This is a genomic window from Armatimonadota bacterium (assembly GCA_013314775.1).
Classification (GTDB): domain Bacteria; phylum Armatimonadota; class Zipacnadia; order Zipacnadales; family JABUFB01; genus JABUFB01.
In genome coordinates, this window is sequence record JABUFB010000002.1 from 53,865 (window position 1) to 71,009 (window position 17,145).

A 17,145-nucleotide genomic window follows, 5' to 3' on the forward strand; every position below is an offset into this window, starting at 1 on the left:
CACAGCCTGCCTGCTCCGCAGGCTGTGAAGTGACGCCCTGTCCAACTCTTGTGCGCACTGCCGGCGCGGCGCATTCCATCTGCTCTGCAAGGTGACCGAGCCTGGCGCGGCGAATGGTCTCGTTCCAGGAAACCGCCGGACCGGAGGGATGCGGTCGCATGACCATCGCACTGCTGATCACTCTTGCCACGGTCGTATGGGCGGCGCCAACCATCGAGTTTCGTAACGCGGATGTCAGCTTCCCGGATGACCATACGGTGCGGATCACAGCATCAGCCGCGGGAGAGGGGGTGGATGTCCAGAGTTACGGCCTGCGGACGTTGACCAAAGGGGGAGTGAACCTCCCGGGCTTGCGACAGCGGGGGGACTTCGCATTTCTCGCCCTGGCGGCGGACGACGACCCGGACTGGTATCTTCTACTGGACAACCGGCGCGGGGATCTTGATCCCGCTGATGGCTCCGTGACGGCGGAGATGGACATCTCCAACTGGCCTGACGGGGATTACCGCTTCATGTTCTTCGCCTGCAATCGGCCCGGCGAGGGCGCCTACATCCAGGATACGCGCATCCTGCGGGTTGTGGTGCGTGACGGCAAAGTTGTGCAGCCGGACACGGGGTTCCTGGAGAATCTGAAGCTACGGATCACTGACTTCAGCATCGAACCTGCCACCGTGAAGAGCGGCGAGCCGGTCGTGGTCCGCGTGGGCATTGAGACGAAGGGCGTGGATGACGTCTGGTTCGTGCTCACCGTACCGTACACCGTTGGGCCAGAGGAGTGCCCGCCCGGCTTCGAGTGGGTTTCGGCCGAGAAGCTGGCGTATCTCGTGCCCGGTGAGCCCCACGCGATCAAGGACAACGGGCCGTTGGATGAGGACTCCGAAACGGGCTCCTGGGCTGTGCGTATTCCCACGGACGGCTGGTTGCCCGGCGTGTGGAATCTCACGGCGGTGGTTGCTGCGGCTTTCGCTCCGCGCGACCTCAAGGACTACCGAGACTTCGCGGTCACCGTCTCCCCGGATCAGCCGAAGTTCGCCTGCAGCCTTGAACACGACCAGTTCCTGCGGTCAGGCACGCATTTTGACACCTTCTGCCGCCTTACGGATGGCACTGTGCTCGCATATGACTGCATCACGAAGGACGGCGGAGTCACCTGGCAGCACGAGCCGGGACGCGCGAGTCCCCCGATGGCCACGCAGCTGCGTGACGGGCGAATCATCGGCCTGGCAGCCCGTACCGCGCCCATCGAAGGGCGAGACGGCTGGTTCCGCGGGGCGCTCTTCGTATCTGAGGACGGCGGCAGGACCCAGGTGCAGAGCGCCTGTGACGTTCACGTGCCCAATGCGACCAGCGGAATAGGGCACTCATTCGCGCCTGGCCCGATCTTCTGGGGCCAGCCGGTGGAGATGCCTGAAGGTCACCTGCTGATGACTATGTACGGCTGGTTCAAGGGCGACGAATCGCCGGTTCCTGGGCAGCCCGGTTCCTTCCGCTACCGGACCTGGCTCATGCGCTCCGACGACACCGGCAGGACCTGGGAAATCGTTACCACCGTGGGGTATGACCCGGCAATCGGCACCGAGGGTTACTGCGAGCCTGTCATGCGCCTCCTGCCCAACGGCGAATTGCTCTGCCTGCTGCGAACCGGCGGCAACAACCGCGGGTACCACCAGGACAATCCCCTGTGTGTCTCACGGTCAACGGATGGAGGGCTGACATGGAGCGAGCCTGAGCGCACGGGCTTCGAGGGAGTGGACCCGGACCTGTGTGTGATGTCGGACGGGACGTTGGTGTGCAGCACCGGCAGGCCCGGAGCTTGGCTGCTTTTCAGCACTGACAACGGCCATACCTGGTCGGACGCGGTGAGCATCGACGCCGAGCGCTATTCGGGCTACACGGCTGTGTGCGAGGTCGAGCCCGGCGTGCTGCTCGTGGGGTATGGGGCGATGGATCGCCTAAACCCGGAGACGGGCAAGCGAGAGAACCACCTTCGCACCGTGCGGGTGCGAGTTGAAAGGCTGGCCGGTGCGCCACGCAACTGACGGGGCGGAGACGAGCCAATCCCGATACTGGGGAGCCGGAAACCAGTGACAGCACTGCCTGAGACAATCCTGCAATTCCTACAATGCCCGAAGGACGGCGGCGTGCTCTCCGACGGCAGCAGCGCCCTGCTATGCGCCACATGCGGGGCAATGTACCCACTGCGCGATGGCATCGCGGATTTCGGTGACCTTGTTCGTGGCGAGGAGGAACAGACGCTTCTCGAGTACTACGAGAACGAACACCCGGGCTGCAATCTGCGCCTGACTTCCTGGAAGGTGGAGCAACTCGCGGCGCTTCTCGGCGGCGCCGGTGCGCAGTCAGTGCTGGACGTGGGCTGCGGGATGGGGGAGATCGCGCGGTCTGCGGCGGAGCTCACCCACGCCCGGTGTCTCGTCGGCGTGGACTGGTCGGGGCCGATTCTGCGCGCCGGGGCGGCGAATCCCGTTCCGGAAGGGCTCCAGGCCGGTTGGTTGCGGGCCAATGCCTTGTGTCTGCCGATTCGTGACGATGCCTTCGACCTCATGCTGGCCGTGGATATCGTCGAACACGTGGTGGAGCCCGACCGGCTTTTCGCCGAAGCCCGGCGCGTCGCCCGAAGGCTGTTCGTGAAGATCCCCCTCGGTGGAAGACTGCGGCCGTGGCGCGAGAACTTCGGCCATATCCACCGTTTCAGCCTGAGCGACTGTCGCAAGCTGCTGGATAATGCCGGCTGGAGGATCACGGGAGAAAGGTTCCCATCGCAGCCGGTCTTTCCGCTCGCGGACCGAGGGGCGTTGTACAACACCTACTACGTGGCCCGGCGCACTCTCAACCAGAGGTTGCGGCGGATATTCGGAAACCCGCGCTGGTACTGTGCTCTCGCGGAAAGAGCATGACGCCGGCATCGCCGCTGCGCCGCCGATACCGAGCCATCCCTGGAGGACGCACCATGCACGGGCGTATCATCGCAATGGCACTGGCGCTACCTGTCGCAGTCATCTGGGCCCCCGCTGGAGCCCAGGACTTGCCACGGCCTGTGAAGCTCACACTGAAAGAAAGCAGCGAGCGTGCGAACCCGTCGCTCATGTACGCGACGTACCTGAAGCCCACCGGGCTGGAGATGGTGCGCCTTGGAGGGTACTCGCCGGACAATGGCGTCACCTGGGAGACCTGGGCGGACAGCCCGGCTTTCGACGCCAACCTGCCCCACGGCTACCGCCGCGAGAGCTTCCCGATTTTCGTGGACTGGTCCAACGGGAACATCGTGCGCGTGGTGCCCTCGATGGACACTCCCGGACTGGACCCGAAAATCGTTGAGCCGCCCGTCGCCCTTGAGACCTATTACCTGCGCTACCGGGTGTCCACCGACGGCGGCCGGACGTACCTGTTCGATGACCAGATCATCCAGAGGGGTTACACGTCTGATAACCCGTTTCAGGGTGTCTTCTACGGCAAGAACGGCATTTTCATGGGTGATGTGGGCTCCCAACTCATCCGCACCCGCGCCGGGAAGATCATCATTCCCGCACAGGCGTGCAAGCTCGGGCCGGACGGGAGGCTCTGGTCCCCCGGGGGAGGGTTCACGTATACCGACGTGATCATGGTCATAGGCACCTGGACCGAGAACAACCGCCTGGACTGGGAGATCGGTCGCCCTATCGAAGCTGACCCCACACGTTCCACGCGGGGGATGATCGAGCCCACTGTGGCTGAGATGCCCGACGGTCGCTTGCTTTGCGTCATGCGTGGGAGCAACGGCGGCGCGAAGGACCCGGAGTACAAGATCCCGGGCTACCGTTGGTTCTCGGTCTCCGAAGACGGCGGCTACACTTGGACCGCGCCCCAGCCCTGGACCTACGACGACGGTCAGGCCTTCCATTCGCCTTCCAGCATGTCCCAGTTGCTGAAGCATTCAAGCGGCCGGTACTTCTGGCTCGGGAATATCTGCGAGACCAACCCTCGAGGCAATGACCCGCGCTACCCGCTGGTCATCGGCGAAGTGGACCCGGAGACCCTCTGTCTCATCCGCGACAGCGTGCTGGTGGTGGACACGAAGAAGCCTGAAGAGAGTGGGCTGAACCTGTCCCACTGGTGGGCCTTCGAGGATCGGCCCAGCGGGGACATCATCATCAGCGGGGCGCGTTACGCCCCGGGCTACACCGCGAGCACGCCCTGGCAATGGCGGGTGGGAGTGGGGGAGTAGAGGGCGCCGAGGGTACGCGATTCGGGATTCTGCCGCCCCTTCGGGGGCTGATGTGGGATCGAGGTCAGCCCCTGTTCCACCAGCTCACGCCGGCGGCAAAGTGGTGCCGCCCTTGCGGGGCTCAACGGCAGAGGCGAACGGTCAGCGACACACGGCGGGTTCCGGGTGCCACTGCTTCCGGCGAAGCCGAAACAGTGCTTCCGCGCCCAGCACACCTCGCAGGGCGTGGTGTGACGCTGCGACGGACGATGGCAAGGGCTGGCGGGCGAGACGCCCGCCCGACGCGACCCAAGGGCAACTGCCGGCGCGGTACGAGCCCGCGCCTACAGACGGCAGACGACCGGACGGAAGTCTCGCGCTACGCCAGCTCCACCACGTTCCCCGTTTCCGCCGATTCCACCGCGCCCAGGCATGTGGCGAGGACCCGAATCGACCAGTCGATGGGGATGCACGGTGGCTCGTCGCGTATGATGCAATCGCACATGTGGCCGATTTCGCCCCGGAATGAATCCCGGTCAGTACCCGCAACGCCGGGCCGGGGGTGGCTCATGCCCGTACGACTGAACATTTCCAGATTGCGCGATCCCTTGCGTCCCCAATCCGCGGTGCCCTGGGTGCCGATCACACTCCACCACGTCTCCCCCGGATAGCCCGGAGGGTCGATGAGCAACAGGTTCAGCTCATACAACGCCGTGGCGCCGCTCTCCATGGTCACCATCGCGAGGAGGTAGTTGTCCGTCTCCAGGCGGTCTTCGGTGGGGTAGTGGCTGAGGCTGCGGGCATGCACTCGCGCCGGCAAGCTGTCCATGCACCACGACAAGAAGTCCACGTAATGCATCCCGTTGTGGACGAACTGCCCAAGGGAGTTTTTCTTTCGGTACGGGCTGTTGGCGGGATATGAGTAGAACCGGCCCTTGACATGGTACACGCCGAAGACCGCCGGGCCGATACGACCGCAAGCCTCCTTGAAGCTTATGCATTCCGGCAACCAGCGCATGCACTGAGCCACCATGAACTTCACGCCCTGTGCTGCCACAGCTTCCTTCATCGCCCGGGCATCGTCCAGGCTCAGCGCCATGGGCTTCTCGCACAGCACATGCTTGCCTGCCTTCGCTGCCGCGATGGTGTGGCTTGCGTGCAGGTGATCGGGCGACGCGATGTCCAGCAGGTCGATGTCATCCCGACTCAACATGCTGTCCAGGTCGGTGTACGTCGCCACGCCATAACGGGCCGAAACCTCCCGCAGACCCTCCTCGTTCACATCACAGACCGCCACCAGTTCCGCCTGTGTCAGTGCATCGATTGCCGGGAGATGGCTCCCCAGGCCGATCCCGGCGGCGCCACCTACAACGCCGATTCTGACCTTATCCATCCTGCGCACCTCCAGGACGCAACCGTCATCGCCCTCACCCTAGGTTTCTCCTTTGCCGCGATAGGTCCTTCGCAGGGTCACTGCCCGGGCCAAAGAATCCCGGGAGAACGTGCAAGGAGAACGGGCGTCAGCAGGGAACTGCTTTCTCAGAACACACGTGGATGAGCAGCGCTCAAACACTGCGAAACCACAGGCTGAAAAGGAGCCATGCAGATGACCGAACGCATCGAGTATCTTGGCTGGCCGGACTGCATCCGACTGAGCAACGGGACCATTGAGCTTGTCATCACCACCGTCGTCGGCCCGCGCATCATCCACTTCGGTATGGCGGGCGGGGAGAATGCCTTCGGAGTGATTGAGGAGACAAAGGGGGTGCAGGGCGGTCAGGAATGGAACTTGTTCGGTGGCCACCGGCTCTGGCATTCACCCGAGGAGAAGCCCCGGTCTTACTCGCCGGACAATGATCCCATTCAGGCCAACGAGATCGAGGGGGGTGTCCACCTTGTCCAGCCCACCGAGCCGGACACGGGCATCCAGAAGGAAATGCTGGTGATGCTCGAGGGCGATAACTGTGTCACCGTGCAGCATCGGCTCACGAACCGGGGAGTGTGGGGCATCGAACTGGCCCCGTGGGCGCTGACGGTCATGGCGAAGAACGGCGAGGCTATCGTGCCCCAGCCCCAGGGGGATTTCGAATCGCTGTTGCCCAACCGCCGGCTGACCTTGTGGCCTTACACCAACATGAGTGACCCGCGACTCACCTGGGGCGAGAAGTACATCCGGATGCGCCAGAACCCCAACATGGAGCGACGCTGCAAGTTCGGTCTCAGTGCCGAAGACGGCTGGCTGTGCTACCTGCGCAATGGCCTTCTTTTCGTGAAGCGGTTCGATTACGACCCGGAGGCGGAGTATCCGGACTGGGGGGCGGCGGTGGAGGTCTTTACCAATGACGCGATCCTAGAAGTCGAGTCCCTCGGGCCACTGACCTGGCTCGAACCTGAGGAAGCTGTGGAGCATGAGGAGCGCTGGTACCTGTTCGACGGGGTGTCAGTAGGGGACAGCGAAGAGAGCATCGACGAGGCGCTCCTGCCGCTGATCCAAGAGACGGACTGATCTCAGAAAACCGGAAATGATGGTTCGGGGGCAGGCGCGACTTCGTGAGATGCCGAGCGCCTGTCCCCCTTTTCGTCTCGCAGTCCGTCTACGAGTGCCTCACAGCCACGGCAACCTGCGCCGGTCGCAGGACGCGGTCGTGCAGTCGGTAGCCCTTGCGCAACACCCGCACAATGGTCCCCTCGTTGGACTCCTCCGTTGGAACGCCTTCTACCGCTTCGTGCAGGTTCGGATCGAAGTCCTCCCCGGGTTCGGCCTGGATGATCTGCAATCCGTGCCTGCTCATCACGTCGCGCAGTTGCTGAAGGATCATCTCGTAACCCTTGCAGACGACCTGGGTGTGTTCGTTGGCCTCGGCCGCTTCGCAAGCCATCTCGAAATGGTCCAGGACGGTGATCAGGTCAAACAGGATGCCCTCGTTAGCATACAGGCTTCGCTGCGCGGCTTCCTCCTGGGCGCGGCGCCGGTAGTTCTGAAGCTCCGCAATGGCGCGCAGGGCCTTGTCCTTCTCGGCCTCAACCTGGGCCTCCAGTTCGGCTATGCGGTCCCGCGGGAGATCCTCTTGCGGCTGCTCTTCGGCTTGCTGTGGTTCCGAGGCTTCCGCGGGCAGGTCGGTCGCAGCGGCCTGGGGAGCAGGTATTGATTTCCGGGTTGGCTTGTCGCTGGTCATGCGTCGGTCCTCCATGTGGCGTGCAGTTCAGGCGGCAGAGCTCACCGGCCCGAACAGTAGTTGATGTCATCCGTTTTCGTGGAGCGTTTCTCTCTGAGTAGAACGCCCCGACAGGCTCATGGGCCTTCCAGGGCCCGTCTCTCAGAGTCTACCGGGAACCGCCGGTGCAGGCAAGGACGTGCTCAAGGGGAACTCAGTCCCTGATGCTGATCTCTGGAGCCCCCAAAGGATATCCCTGTCACACCGAGGAAATGGTCACGGTGGGAGCAACACGCCAATGGGAGGGAGATGCGCCGTGAGAGAATTGCCGCCCATTCCCTTCGACCACTACCTGACCTGGGACGAGACCACCGGTTTCCTGGACGACGCTAGGGCTGTCTTTGGAGAACTGATCAGCCTGGATGCGCTCGGCCGGACCCCCGAAGGCAGGCAATTGTGGTGCGCGCAGATCACCGCGCCGTGTGATGACCCGTCGGCCAAGCCCGCCTATCTCGTGCAGGCGGTGGTGCATGCCCAGGAGGTCGCCGGCACCACGGCGGCACTGCATCTCGTGAAGCATCTCCTCGAAGGCTGGGAGCGGGACGCGGGGATACGCCAACTCCTGGAAGACGTGGTCTTTTACGTGGTCCCTCGCATGAACCCGGACGGCGCGGAATTCGCCCTCCAGACCGGGGGGAGCATTCGCAGCCGCAATGCTCCCCGGGTACGAAAGAACGGCCTGGTCCAGAGCGATGTCAACGGCGATGGGCTGATCCTGTGGATGCGCAAGGAGGATCCCTGCGGGAACCTGCGCGAGCACCCGCAGGACGGTCGCCTCCTCATCCCGCGCGAGGCCGGCGATGTTGCCGGGCCGTTCTACTTCGTGTATCCCGAGGGCTTCGTGCAGGACTGGGACGGCGGCCCGGTGGTCCACGCTGAACGTTCGGCGGACTTCAACCGCAACTGGAGCGCCAACTGGCGGCCGGAGTACGAGCAGGGCGGCGCTGGAGACTTCCCCTTCTCGCAGCCCGAAATGCGAGCGCTGGCCGAGTTCATCTACGCGCACCCCAACATTTTCGGCATTCTCGGATACCACTGCGGGTGCAATTCCGTCCTGCGGCCACCATCCACCGGGAGCGATGACGACATCCTCCCGGCGGACCTTGAAAAGATGCGGGAGATCGGCCTGCGGGGCGAGGACATCACCGGCTTCCGCCTGCGCGCGGTGGTGGATTACAGACTGGACAAGAGCAAGCCCATCGCGCTCCGAGGACACTTCCATGACTGGGGCTACCGCCACCTGGGCCTGTTCGTCTACGAGATCGAGCTGGGCAACATCTACAACTCGCGCGGAGTGACCACCGAGCAGTACTTTGCTTCGGATGATGTCGAGCGCCGCGAGTACGACCTGCTGGCGCTCCAATGGCATGACGAGAATCCCCAGAAGGGCGCCTACGTCGACTGGCAGCCCTTCGATCATCCGCAGCTTGGCCCGGTGGAGATCGGTGGCTGGCGCCGGCATTTCCTCGCCAATCCCCTGAGTGAGGACATGGCCGCAATCGCTCCGCGCTGCACTGAGTTCGTCCTGGATCATGCTCGCAGATACCCCAGGCTGGCCATCACGAAGGTGAACGTGACGCCCATCGAGGGCCGCATCTACCGCCTTCGGGCGACGGTGATGAATACCGGCGACCTGCCCACGCAGATCACTGAGCTGGGTCACCGGGTGGTCCAGAATGAGCCTGTGCGTGTGGAGATCGAGGGGGCTGAAGTTGTGTCACGCGGCGGCGTTGCGGAGCTTGGGCAGCTGGCGGGCGTCTCAGGCTATCGCGATCTGGAGTGGTTCGTGCGCGCCCGGCCGGGCGATAGGGTGCGAATCAGCGCCTGCGCGCCAAAAGCAGTGGACGCGCGGGCGTTCGTGACAATACCCGAAGGGACGGTCTGACAGCGATGACCTCACGTGAGCGACTCCTTTGCGCATTCGAACGGGGCAAGCCCGATCGCGTTCCTGTAGCGCCTTTCGGTTTCGGCCATGTGAATCCTGACAGCGAGATCGGGCTGGAGCTTGTGAAGCGCACCGATTTCATCCAGTGTGTCGGCGGCGCGGGCGGCTTCCTGGGTGCGGCGGCGAAGTCGGAATCAACCACCGAAGGCAACCGCACCGTCACCGTCCTGCACACCCCCAAGGGGGACCTGACCAGCGTCTACCAGCGCACGGAGATCACTGGCGCGCAGGTGAAATTCGCCTGCAAGGACGCGGACGATGTGGAGAAGCTTCTGTCGGTTCCCTACGAGCCGCCGCCCATTGACGCCACGCAATTCCTGCAGTGGAAGGACCGGATCGGCGACGAGGGCATCGTGCTCTTTGGTTTCGCCGACGCCATCTGCACCCCGGCCCAGTTCTTCTCGCCCGAAGACTTCTCATACCTGTGGGTCGATGCGCCGGATGCCTTCATGGCCTTGATCCACGCGGCGAATGAGCGGGTCTGCGAGCAGGCCGACCGCTGCTGCAAGGCGGGTATCGACGCCTTCAGGCTGCTCGGCGGGGAATACGCCAGTACACAGCTTGGCCCGGCCGCGTATCGCCAGACCGTGACCGAGCCTGACCGCAAGGTCACCGACATCATGCACTCCCACGGCGCCACGGTCTACTATCACAATCACGGGCCCACCATGAAGTACCTGGAACTGCTGGCCGATATCGGCATGGATGCGTGTGACTGCTTCGAAGCCCCGCCCTGGGGAGACTTCAATTTCCCCGAAGCGAAGAAGCGTATCGGCGACCGAATCTGCTTCGTGGGCAATCTCGATGACATGGAAGTCATCGACAAGCTGCCCGAGGCCAGGGTTCTAGAGATGGCGCGGGAGAGGATCATCGAGTCCGAGGGCTGGGGATTCGTGCTGGGAGGCACAGCATCGGGAACTTACACGGAACGGGCTGCGCGGAACTTCATGGCGATGGCGGATCTGGCGGCTCAGATGGCGTAGGCGAGCGCCACGCCGGGAGCAAGGGATGAACCAGGCACGGGATTCCGGCGCAGTCCGGTAGACAGCACTTCGTTTCGTGCCTCAGCGGTAGTCGATCAGGTTCGCCTCGGTGCAGATGATGCTCACGCCAGCGTCGAAAAACCCGCGGGGCACTTCGTGGACGACCTGCAACTCGAAACACAGGCCCACTGCTACCCGTGCCTGGGCTGGTGTGAGAGAGTTGAGCAGGCGGTCGTAGTAACCGCCGCCATACCCGAGACGGCCGCCGTAGATGTCGAAACCGATTCCGGGGGCCATGACGCACTCGATGTCCTCCAGCCTGCCGGGCTCGCACAGTTCCGGCACCGGCTCGCGGATGCCCCATACGCCGGGGGCGAGCTGCGTGTCGACATCCTCCACATAGTACAGGTCCAGGGCGTGCTTGGCGCGGTTCACTCGTGGCAGGAGTACCCGCTTGCGATCCCGCATCGCCGCCGCGATCAGGTCCCCGGTAAGCACTTCGCTGTCGAAACTGGAATAGAGCAACACCGTCCGCGCCTGCTGGTACTCCCACGACTGCAGTACCCGGGCGGTGATGATCAGGCTGCGGTCTGCGATGTGCTCCGGTGAAAGCGCCCTGCGTCTTGCCAGGATCGCCTGACGCAGTTCTCTCTTCCTGCGATCTTCGGGGGACCTCATTCCCTCGGCCACCCCCGCAAGATCGCGTCGGTCATGCGCGCCACCTGGGCCATCTGAGCTACGTCATGCACCCGGATGATATTCGCGCCATTGTGGATGGCCACGGCGCAAGTTGCCGCCGTGCCGAAAACGCGCTCCTCCACGGGCACGTCCAGCACCTTCCCGATGGTGGACTTCCGGCTGGTGCCCATGAGGATTGGCCGGCCGAGAACAGTGAACTCCTTGAGCCGCCGAAGCATCTCCAGGTTGTGATTCACCGTCTTGCCGAACCCGAAGCCTGGGTCGATGATGATCTGGTGCTCCGGGATTCCCCCCCCGACGCAGTCTTCAATGCGCTCCGCAAGCCATGCTTTGATATCTTCCACCACATCGTCATAGTGCGGCGCGACCTGCATGGTGCGCGGCTCGCCCTGCATGTGCATGATGACCACCGGGGCGCCGTACTGAGCGGCCACCTCGATCATCCCTTCGGCCCGCAGGCCGTTGATGTCGTTGATGATGTGCGCGCCCGCGGAGAGGGCTTGCCGGGCCACTTCGGGCTTGCTGGTGTCCACGGACAGAGGCACATCGATAGCTGCCCGGAGCGCAGTGATCACAGGCACGACCCGGTCCAGTTCCTGCTGGACAGGGACCGGTTCGCTGCCGGGTCGAGTGGATTCCCCGCCGATGTCCAGGATGTCCGCGCCGTCGGCCACGAAGCGCGCGGCCTGCTCCACGGCGGACATGCTGTCGGCGCCCAGGCCGTCGCCCGAGAAGGAGTCATCGGTGACGTTCAGGATGCCCATGACCAGCGTCCGGTGGTCGAAACACAGTTCGCCCCCGCCGGGAAGCGTGACCGGCGGAGGACAGGGGGCTGCGGCATGTTCCATGGCTTGCTGACCCTCCGGTCAGGAGTTCCCGTCGGCGGTAGCGGATGGCTCCCAGGTGCCGACACGCCGGACCTACCGCGTCAGGCCAACATACGCTCCGTCCACGCGCATCCTCTGAGGAAAGTCGGCCACGAGTTCCTCGCCACGGTACACCCGCACCGCGCCGCCGCTGAGCCGGCTGATTTCGATGAAGGTGTCCGGCTCTTCATCGGTGCCGGAGTTCTCGATGGCCATAATCACTTCCGGGTTCCCGTTGATATGGAAAGCGTACACGGCCCCTGCGAACACCCGATTGTGTTTCGATGTCTCGGGCGTGTAGTAGATCATCCGGCGCGGGCCCTCAAGCTCGACAACGGTCTCGGTCGGCTCCTGGCCTTCGGCCTCCTCGGTTACGACAAGGCAGGCCTTGAACTCTTTCGCCACTGCGTCGAAGTCCTTTAGCCAGTCCTTCGCGGCATCTGCTTTCTGGTCCCGGAGAAAGGCGGGGACAAACACGGCGGCGGCAAGCAACGCGACAACCACGGCAGCGAGAGTAATCTTTCGGGTCATCTTCAGGCTCCTCTCACGATAGTACTGCGCACACAAGAGGGTGCTTCCCCTGTGATGGGCAAACAACTCTGGGGGCATTCGGTTCCGCGCGCATCAGGGGCGTACCGTAACTGGCTCTCCGGTCTTCGCTGATGTCCGGGCGGCATCCAGTACCTTGAGCACCCGGGCCATGTCGGCGACCGACGCGCGGGCCGGTTCCCCGGCCTCGAAGCATCGCAGTGTGTCGGCGACGTAGGCCTCGTAGACGGTGTCGGAATCGGGACCTTCGACGATGCGTTCGGTCCCGTCGCGAAAGAGGATCGCGCCGCAACCCATCTTCGTGCCGCCGAAATGAAGCCGGTCGGTAGTGATGGAGAAGAACCGCTCGTAGCTCGAGGGCATGGTGTAGCTCACCTCGCCCAATCCCATGGCGCCCGAAGCCCCGGTGAGCCTGATGGTCGCGATATCCTCAATCTCCAGCCCGTAGATGCCGTGGCTGGTCCAGCAACTGACCTCTGTCACCTGGCTGTCCACGAGGTACAGGAACAGGTCGACCACATGGGGCCCGAAGTTCCACAGGGGGCCGCCACCGGCGATTTCCGGGTCCAGCATCCAGCCCACGCCCCAGTCCTTGTAGCGCAGAGGCGACCCGGCGAACAGGCTGTGGTAGTAGTGCACGGGCTTGCCCAGTTCGCCTGCAGTCAGGGCCTCTCGCAGGGCCTCCACCAGTCCGTAATAGCGGCTGACCAGGGCCACCGAGGTCCAGACGCGGTTGGTGGCGGCCTTCACCGCGAGCGCATCGACCCTCGGCCAGTGGGTGCCCATGGGCTTTTCCATATGGAAGGGCTGACCGCGCTCAATCAGGTCGTCGGCAAGCGCGGTCATCTCGGCATGAGGAGCGTGGGCGAAGACGAGGTCAGGCGCCTCTGCTTCCAGAAGCGCCTGATGGTCGGTGTAACGGGGGCATTCCAGACCCGGACACACGCGCTGCAGTGCTTCGGCGTCCGGGTCATGAACCGCGATGATCTCCGCCCCCGCTTTCTGCAGTGCAGGGACGTAGTACAGGTCAACGTGCCAGTGGGTTGCCCCAAGAATGGCGACTCGCATGGCTCAACACCTCATTGCGTGCGCCGGGGCAAGGGACATCAGTCGCTCGGCCCGGCGGGGTCCTGCGGGCTCTCCGGCGCGTGGTTCGGTGCGGAGCCTGCACTGTCCTGCCCGATACCAAGCAGGGCCAAGCCGCGTTCTGCCAGCATCTCGGCCTGGTCGTAGTCGCGTTTCGCCAGCAGTTCACGCGACCGCCGGAACAGGTCGGCAAGCTCCGTTGCCAATTCCTTCTGCTCCGGGTCGGCTTTCACCTTCAGGTACGGTTCGGCGGCCAGCAGCAGTTTCTGGCGCACTCGGTCCTCCGTGGGCAGGTCAACGGGCCGCTCGGGCTCGGACGGCTTACCCGCCTGGGCGCCCGGCTCTCCCGGACGAGGTGGGAAGATGAGCTTGAGGATGGCGTCCAGCAGCCCGTCCTTCTCCTTCGCGAACTCCTCGGGCGACATTTCCCGGGCGCGTTCCAGGATCTTGCCCATCTCCTCCCGGGTGGCTTCCAACCGCTCCCTGGCCTTCTCACGCATCTCTTCGGCTTGCCTGGCCATCTCCTCCGCCGATTGATCCGGCTTCTTGCCGCTCCGAATCATCTCCAGCTGACGACCAACGGACTGCCGGCGCTTGCCCACGCGCTCAAGGGTCTCGATGGCCCCACCCATGGCCTTGGAGAGCTCGGTCACGGTGGTGTTTTTCGCGATCGCGTATGTGTTGCGCAGGGAGGTGAGAGCGCCCCTGAGTTCGTCATCTTCCACTTTCATGAGGCCCAGGAGCATGTGGACGATGGGGTTCTGAAAGAGCTTGGGCTGTGCAGGCATTGCGGGCGCATTCTTCAGCGCATCCATTGCCTTGCGGGTCACTTCCATGGCTTTCTTGAAGTTGCCGGCTCTCGCAGCAAGCTCCCCCTGGCGCATGAACTGAAGTGCCGGGCGCACGTCTCGGCCTTCCATCTGGGCCTTCTGGAGAGCTTCGCCGCACTGCCGGGCCATGGTGAGGAACCGCTTCGGCGGCTGGGTAGGTCCCTGCGGACGACGGCCGGGACGAGGCATCCTGCCGCCCTCGGGCCGCGTTCCGGGCCGCGAACCCATGATCTTCGCGGCCTGCTTCTTGAACTCCGCGTCGAACTGCTTCAGCAGGTCCAAAACCTCGTCGGCATCCTGCAGACGCGCGGCCTCGATGATCGATCTGCGCAGGTCGCGCAGTTTCGTGACGTCTCCGCCGCGCTCCTTGAGCTGCAGCCCCATCATATTCGCCTGAGCCACCAGCTTGCCGATATCCGGATTTTTCTGGAAGAACGCCACCGCGGCCGGAGGCAGCTCCTCAAGTCCGCCCTGTGCACCGGGCGGAGCGCCACCAGGTCCTCCAGGGCGGCCCGCACGCCCGGGAGTGCCCTGCCGATTGCCGGGGGCGTCAGCCCCCGGGCCTTCACTCTTGCTGCCGGATGGGGGCATGGCGAAGTTCGGCCCCGGGAAAGGAGAACCCTCGCCTGTCCCCTCAGCGCCTTGTTGGCCTCCCACTCCGCGGAGGATGTTGTCCAAGCGCGTGGCGGCCTCCGCGAAATGCCCGCGTTCAATGGCCTCATTCACCGCTTCCAGGCGCGGATTCAGGGCTCCCGCGAGAGCCGGCGACATGGTGAGGCTGAGCGCCCGGGCCGAAGCACCGAGGGCTTCCTGGGCCGCAAGACGGTCGAACCAGAGCTTCAGCGCAAACCCGCCCACCGCGAGTACCATGACAAACAGGCACCCGAGGGCCACCAAGAGCGCGCGCAGGCCGCCGGAAAGGCCCGTGGTATCAACCGTCTCGGCCTCTTCCAGCGCCTCCACAGGCGCATCCGCTGCCGTGGACCAGCGGTATCCCGCAGGCTCCCACAGGCCCGAAGAGTCCACGGACTCCGGCTCGTCGGTGGAGTACTCGTCCGCCTCGTCGGGAGCGATTTCCGTTGGTTCTTCCGGCGTGTCCTCAGAATCAGCCTCATCGCCGGGCGTCACCCGGTCATCCCAGTCAGTCACGTGTATGGGTCTCCTTCAGTTGCGTCGGGCAAAGCTGCTGCGCGATCCCCCGGGCGCAGATGCGGGGAAGTGCTAAGGCCTTGAACAAGCCGGGCCGCGATCGTGTTCCTGACCAAATGCGCCAACGCGCCTTCGCCCCTTCATTGGCCTCTATTCGCTTTCGGGCCACAGACTCCCTGTTCATCCTCGAATGGAAGCAGGATTGGACACCCCTGCGGGGGAAGCTATACGTGTGTCAAGTCCCTCGATCCAAAGGAGCCTCTTACCATGACCTACTGGGCCGATGTTGACCCCTCACAATACCCGCGCATCGTCTGTCCGCCGCCGGGGCCGAAGTCCAGGGCACTGCACAACCGCGCCGCTCAGTACATGAAGGGCTACTCCAGCCAGGTGCGCCTCTTCCCGGTGGCCTTCGAGAGCGGCTTCGGGGTCATCCTGAAGGACGTGGACGGCAACGAGTATATCGACTTCTCCAGCGGCATCTACGTCACCACCCTGGGCCACTGCCATCCGAAGATTTCCGAGGCCGTGGCCGCTGCCGCGAAGACGCTCATGAACTGCCATGATTTCACCACACCCGTCAAAACGAAGCTGCTGGAGAAGCTGGCGGAGATTGCGCCGGGGGACCTCGGCGGCATCCAGCTGTACGACTCAGGAACGGCAGCCGTGGAGGCCGGACTGCGTATCTGCCGGGCCGCGAATCACCCTAACCTGGAGTTCATCTCCTTCCACAAGGATTTCCATGGCAAAACCCTGGGGGCGGTGTCTCTGGCGCGCCTTGACCCCACCCAGGGCCTGCGCGCGCCGGGGTTCCACCTCGCGCCCCGGGCTTTCTGCTACCGCTGCGCCTTCGACAAGACCTATCCCGACTGCGGCCTGTTCTGCCTGGATTACATCGACACGGTGATCCGCGAGGAGACCGCTGGGCGTGTGGCGGCGATTGTGCTTGAGCCCATCCAGGGCTGGGCAGGCTCCACCGTGCCGCCGGACGGCTACATGCAGGCCTTGCGGGCTTTCTGCGATGAGCGCGGCATCTTGCTGTTCGCCGACGAGGTCCTCACGTGCATGGCCCGCACCGGGAAGATGTTCGCGGTAGAGCACTGGGATGTGGTGCCCGACGTCCTCACCCTCGGTAAAGGCCTGGGCAACGGGTTCCCCGTGACTGCGATGCTGGTCCGTGACAAGTACAAGGACCAGGTGGAGAAGATCAGCGCATCCACAAGTTACGGCGGCAATCCCATGGCCTGCGCGGCGGCTCTCGCGAGCATCGAGGTCATTGAGGAAGAGGATCTCTGCCGCCGGGCCACGGAACTGGGCAACTTCCTGCTTGCCCGGATGCGGGAGATGATGGATCGCCACCCGCTCATTGGCGATGTGCGCGGAATCGGCTGCCTTCTCGGCCTGGAACTGGTCAAGGATCGGTCCACCAGGGAACCCGCGGAGGACGAAGGGCGTCTAGTGTACCAACGGGCCTTCGCGAAAGGCCTGGCCTGGGTGCCCGCTGGAAATGTGCTGCGCCTGTCGCCCCCCGTGGTCATGCAGAAGGAACTGGCCGAAAAGGCCCTGCAGATCATCGAAGAGAGCATCGACGAGGTGGAGCGCGAGTTCGGGTACGTGTGACG

At 64.2% G+C, this 17,145-nt stretch carries 14 protein-coding genes; 7 read left to right on the top strand and 7 right to left on the bottom strand.

The features are described from left to right. The first annotated feature begins 158 nt into the window (after positions 1 to 158). The 3 genes from HPY44_01615 to HPY44_01625 are packed head-to-tail and all read left to right on the top strand — an operon-like array spanning position 159 to position 4,222. Positions 159 to 2,039, top strand: a complete 1,881-nt coding sequence (locus tag HPY44_01615; GenBank protein ID NSW54685.1) for an exo-alpha-sialidase — start codon at positions 159 to 161, stop codon at positions 2,037 to 2,039. A gap of 45 nt (positions 2,040 to 2,084) precedes the next feature. Next, on the top strand, positions 2,085 to 2,915 hold the full coding sequence (locus tag HPY44_01620; GenBank protein ID NSW54686.1) for a class I SAM-dependent methyltransferase: 831 nt from the start codon (positions 2,085 to 2,087) through the stop codon (positions 2,913 to 2,915). Positions 2,916 to 2,968: 53 nt separating this feature from the next. Next, positions 2,969 to 4,222, top strand: a complete 1,254-nt coding sequence (locus HPY44_01625; GenBank protein NSW54687.1) for an exo-alpha-sialidase — start codon at positions 2,969 to 2,971, stop codon at positions 4,220 to 4,222. 358 nt (positions 4,223 to 4,580) lie between these two features. Here HPY44_01625 and HPY44_01630 read toward each other — a convergent pair whose 3' ends face one another. Further along, positions 4,581 to 5,594 (bottom strand): Gfo/Idh/MocA family oxidoreductase, encoded by a 1,014-nt coding sequence (locus tag HPY44_01630; protein NSW54688.1) that lies wholly within the window; start codon positions 5,592 to 5,594, stop codon positions 4,581 to 4,583. A 213-nt stretch (positions 5,595 to 5,807) separates the two neighbouring features. Between HPY44_01630 and HPY44_01635 the strand changes: the two genes are divergently transcribed. Beyond that, positions 5,808 to 6,707 carry a hypothetical protein gene (locus HPY44_01635; protein ID NSW54689.1) on the top strand — a complete coding sequence of 300 codons (900 nt, stop codon included), beginning with the start codon at positions 5,808 to 5,810 and terminating at the stop codon, positions 6,705 to 6,707. A gap of 88 nt (positions 6,708 to 6,795) precedes the next feature. Here the strand turns inward: HPY44_01635 and grpE are convergent, their stop codons facing one another. Next, the gene (grpE, locus tag HPY44_01640; GenBank protein ID NSW54690.1) at positions 6,796 to 7,377 is read right to left on the bottom strand and encodes a nucleotide exchange factor GrpE; all 582 of its coding nucleotides are present in this window, start codon (positions 7,375 to 7,377) and stop codon (positions 6,796 to 6,798) included. A 295-nt stretch (positions 7,378 to 7,672) separates the two neighbouring features. On the opposite strand from grpE, the gene HPY44_01645 reads away from it, so the two are divergent. Together HPY44_01645 and HPY44_01650 are read left to right on the top strand one after the other, a co-directional pair. Continuing rightward, positions 7,673 to 9,301: a hypothetical protein gene (locus HPY44_01645; GenBank protein NSW54691.1), complete on the top strand. Its 1,629-nt coding sequence runs from the start codon at positions 7,673 to 7,675 to the stop codon at positions 9,299 to 9,301. A 5-nt stretch (positions 9,302 to 9,306) separates the two neighbouring features. Then, positions 9,307 to 10,344 carry a hypothetical protein gene (locus HPY44_01650; protein NSW54692.1) on the top strand — a complete coding sequence of 346 codons (1,038 nt, stop codon included), beginning with the start codon at positions 9,307 to 9,309 and terminating at the stop codon, positions 10,342 to 10,344. A gap of 81 nt (positions 10,345 to 10,425) precedes the next feature. On the opposite strand, the gene HPY44_01655 is transcribed toward HPY44_01650, so the two are convergent. The 5 genes from HPY44_01655 to HPY44_01675 all read right to left on the bottom strand — a co-directional run bounded on the left by HPY44_01655 (position 10,426) and on the right by HPY44_01675 (position 15,523). Further along, on the bottom strand, positions 10,426 to 11,022 hold the full coding sequence (locus HPY44_01655) for a 5-formyltetrahydrofolate cyclo-ligase (GenBank protein NSW54693.1): 597 nt from the start codon (positions 11,020 to 11,022) through the stop codon (positions 10,426 to 10,428). Further along, a complete protein-coding gene (gene folP, locus HPY44_01660) occupies positions 11,019 to 11,807 on the bottom strand; it encodes a dihydropteroate synthase (protein NSW54694.1) in 789 nt (262 codons plus the stop codon). Before folP ends, HPY44_01655 begins: the two co-directional genes overlap by 4 nt. Positions 11,808 to 11,963: 156 nt before the next feature. Then, positions 11,964 to 12,440: a hypothetical protein gene (locus HPY44_01665; protein ID NSW54695.1), complete on the bottom strand. Its 477-nt coding sequence runs from the start codon at positions 12,438 to 12,440 to the stop codon at positions 11,964 to 11,966. 93 nt (positions 12,441 to 12,533) lie between these two features. Next, positions 12,534 to 13,526 carry a Gfo/Idh/MocA family oxidoreductase gene (locus HPY44_01670; protein ID NSW54696.1) on the bottom strand — a complete coding sequence of 331 codons (993 nt, stop codon included), beginning with the start codon at positions 13,524 to 13,526 and terminating at the stop codon, positions 12,534 to 12,536. A 38-nt stretch (positions 13,527 to 13,564) separates the two neighbouring features. Then, positions 13,565 to 15,523 carry a hypothetical protein gene (locus HPY44_01675; protein NSW54697.1) on the bottom strand — a complete coding sequence of 653 codons (1,959 nt, stop codon included), beginning with the start codon at positions 15,521 to 15,523 and terminating at the stop codon, positions 13,565 to 13,567. 267 nt (positions 15,524 to 15,790) lie between these two features. Here HPY44_01675 and HPY44_01680 point away from each other — a divergent pair, with 267 nt between their 5' ends. Next, on the top strand, positions 15,791 to 17,143 hold the full coding sequence (locus tag HPY44_01680) for an aspartate aminotransferase family protein (protein ID NSW54698.1): 1,353 nt from the start codon (positions 15,791 to 15,793) through the stop codon (positions 17,141 to 17,143). Positions 17,144 to 17,145 lie beyond the last annotated feature (2 nt).

Coding starts and splice junctions, on each gene's coding strand:
- HPY44_01615 (NSW54685.1), top strand. CDS start 159: ATGACCATCGCACTGCTGATCACTCTTGCCACGGTCGTATGGGCGGCG.
- HPY44_01625 (NSW54687.1), top strand. CDS start 2,969: ATGCACGGGCGTATCATCGCAATGGCACTGGCGCTACCTGTCGCAGTC.
- HPY44_01630 (NSW54688.1), bottom strand. CDS start 5,594: ATGGATAAGGTCAGAATCGGCGTTGTAGGTGGCGCCGCCGGGATCGGC.
- HPY44_01635 (NSW54689.1), top strand. CDS start 5,808: ATGACCGAACGCATCGAGTATCTTGGCTGGCCGGACTGCATCCGACTG.
- grpE (NSW54690.1), bottom strand. CDS start 7,377: ATGACCAGCGACAAGCCAACCCGGAAATCAATACCTGCTCCCCAGGCC.
- HPY44_01650 (NSW54692.1), top strand. CDS start 9,307: ATGACCTCACGTGAGCGACTCCTTTGCGCATTCGAACGGGGCAAGCCC.
- HPY44_01655 (NSW54693.1), bottom strand. CDS start 11,022: ATGAGGTCCCCCGAAGATCGCAGGAAGAGAGAACTGCGTCAGGCGATC.
- folP (NSW54694.1), bottom strand. CDS start 11,807: ATGGGCATCCTGAACGTCACCGATGACTCCTTCTCGGGCGACGGCCTG.
- HPY44_01665 (NSW54695.1), bottom strand. CDS start 12,440: ATGACCCGAAAGATTACTCTCGCTGCCGTGGTTGTCGCGTTGCTTGCC.
- HPY44_01670 (NSW54696.1), bottom strand. CDS start 13,526: ATGCGAGTCGCCATTCTTGGGGCAACCCACTGGCACGTTGACCTGTAC.
- HPY44_01680 (NSW54698.1), top strand. CDS start 15,791: ATGACCTACTGGGCCGATGTTGACCCCTCACAATACCCGCGCATCGTC.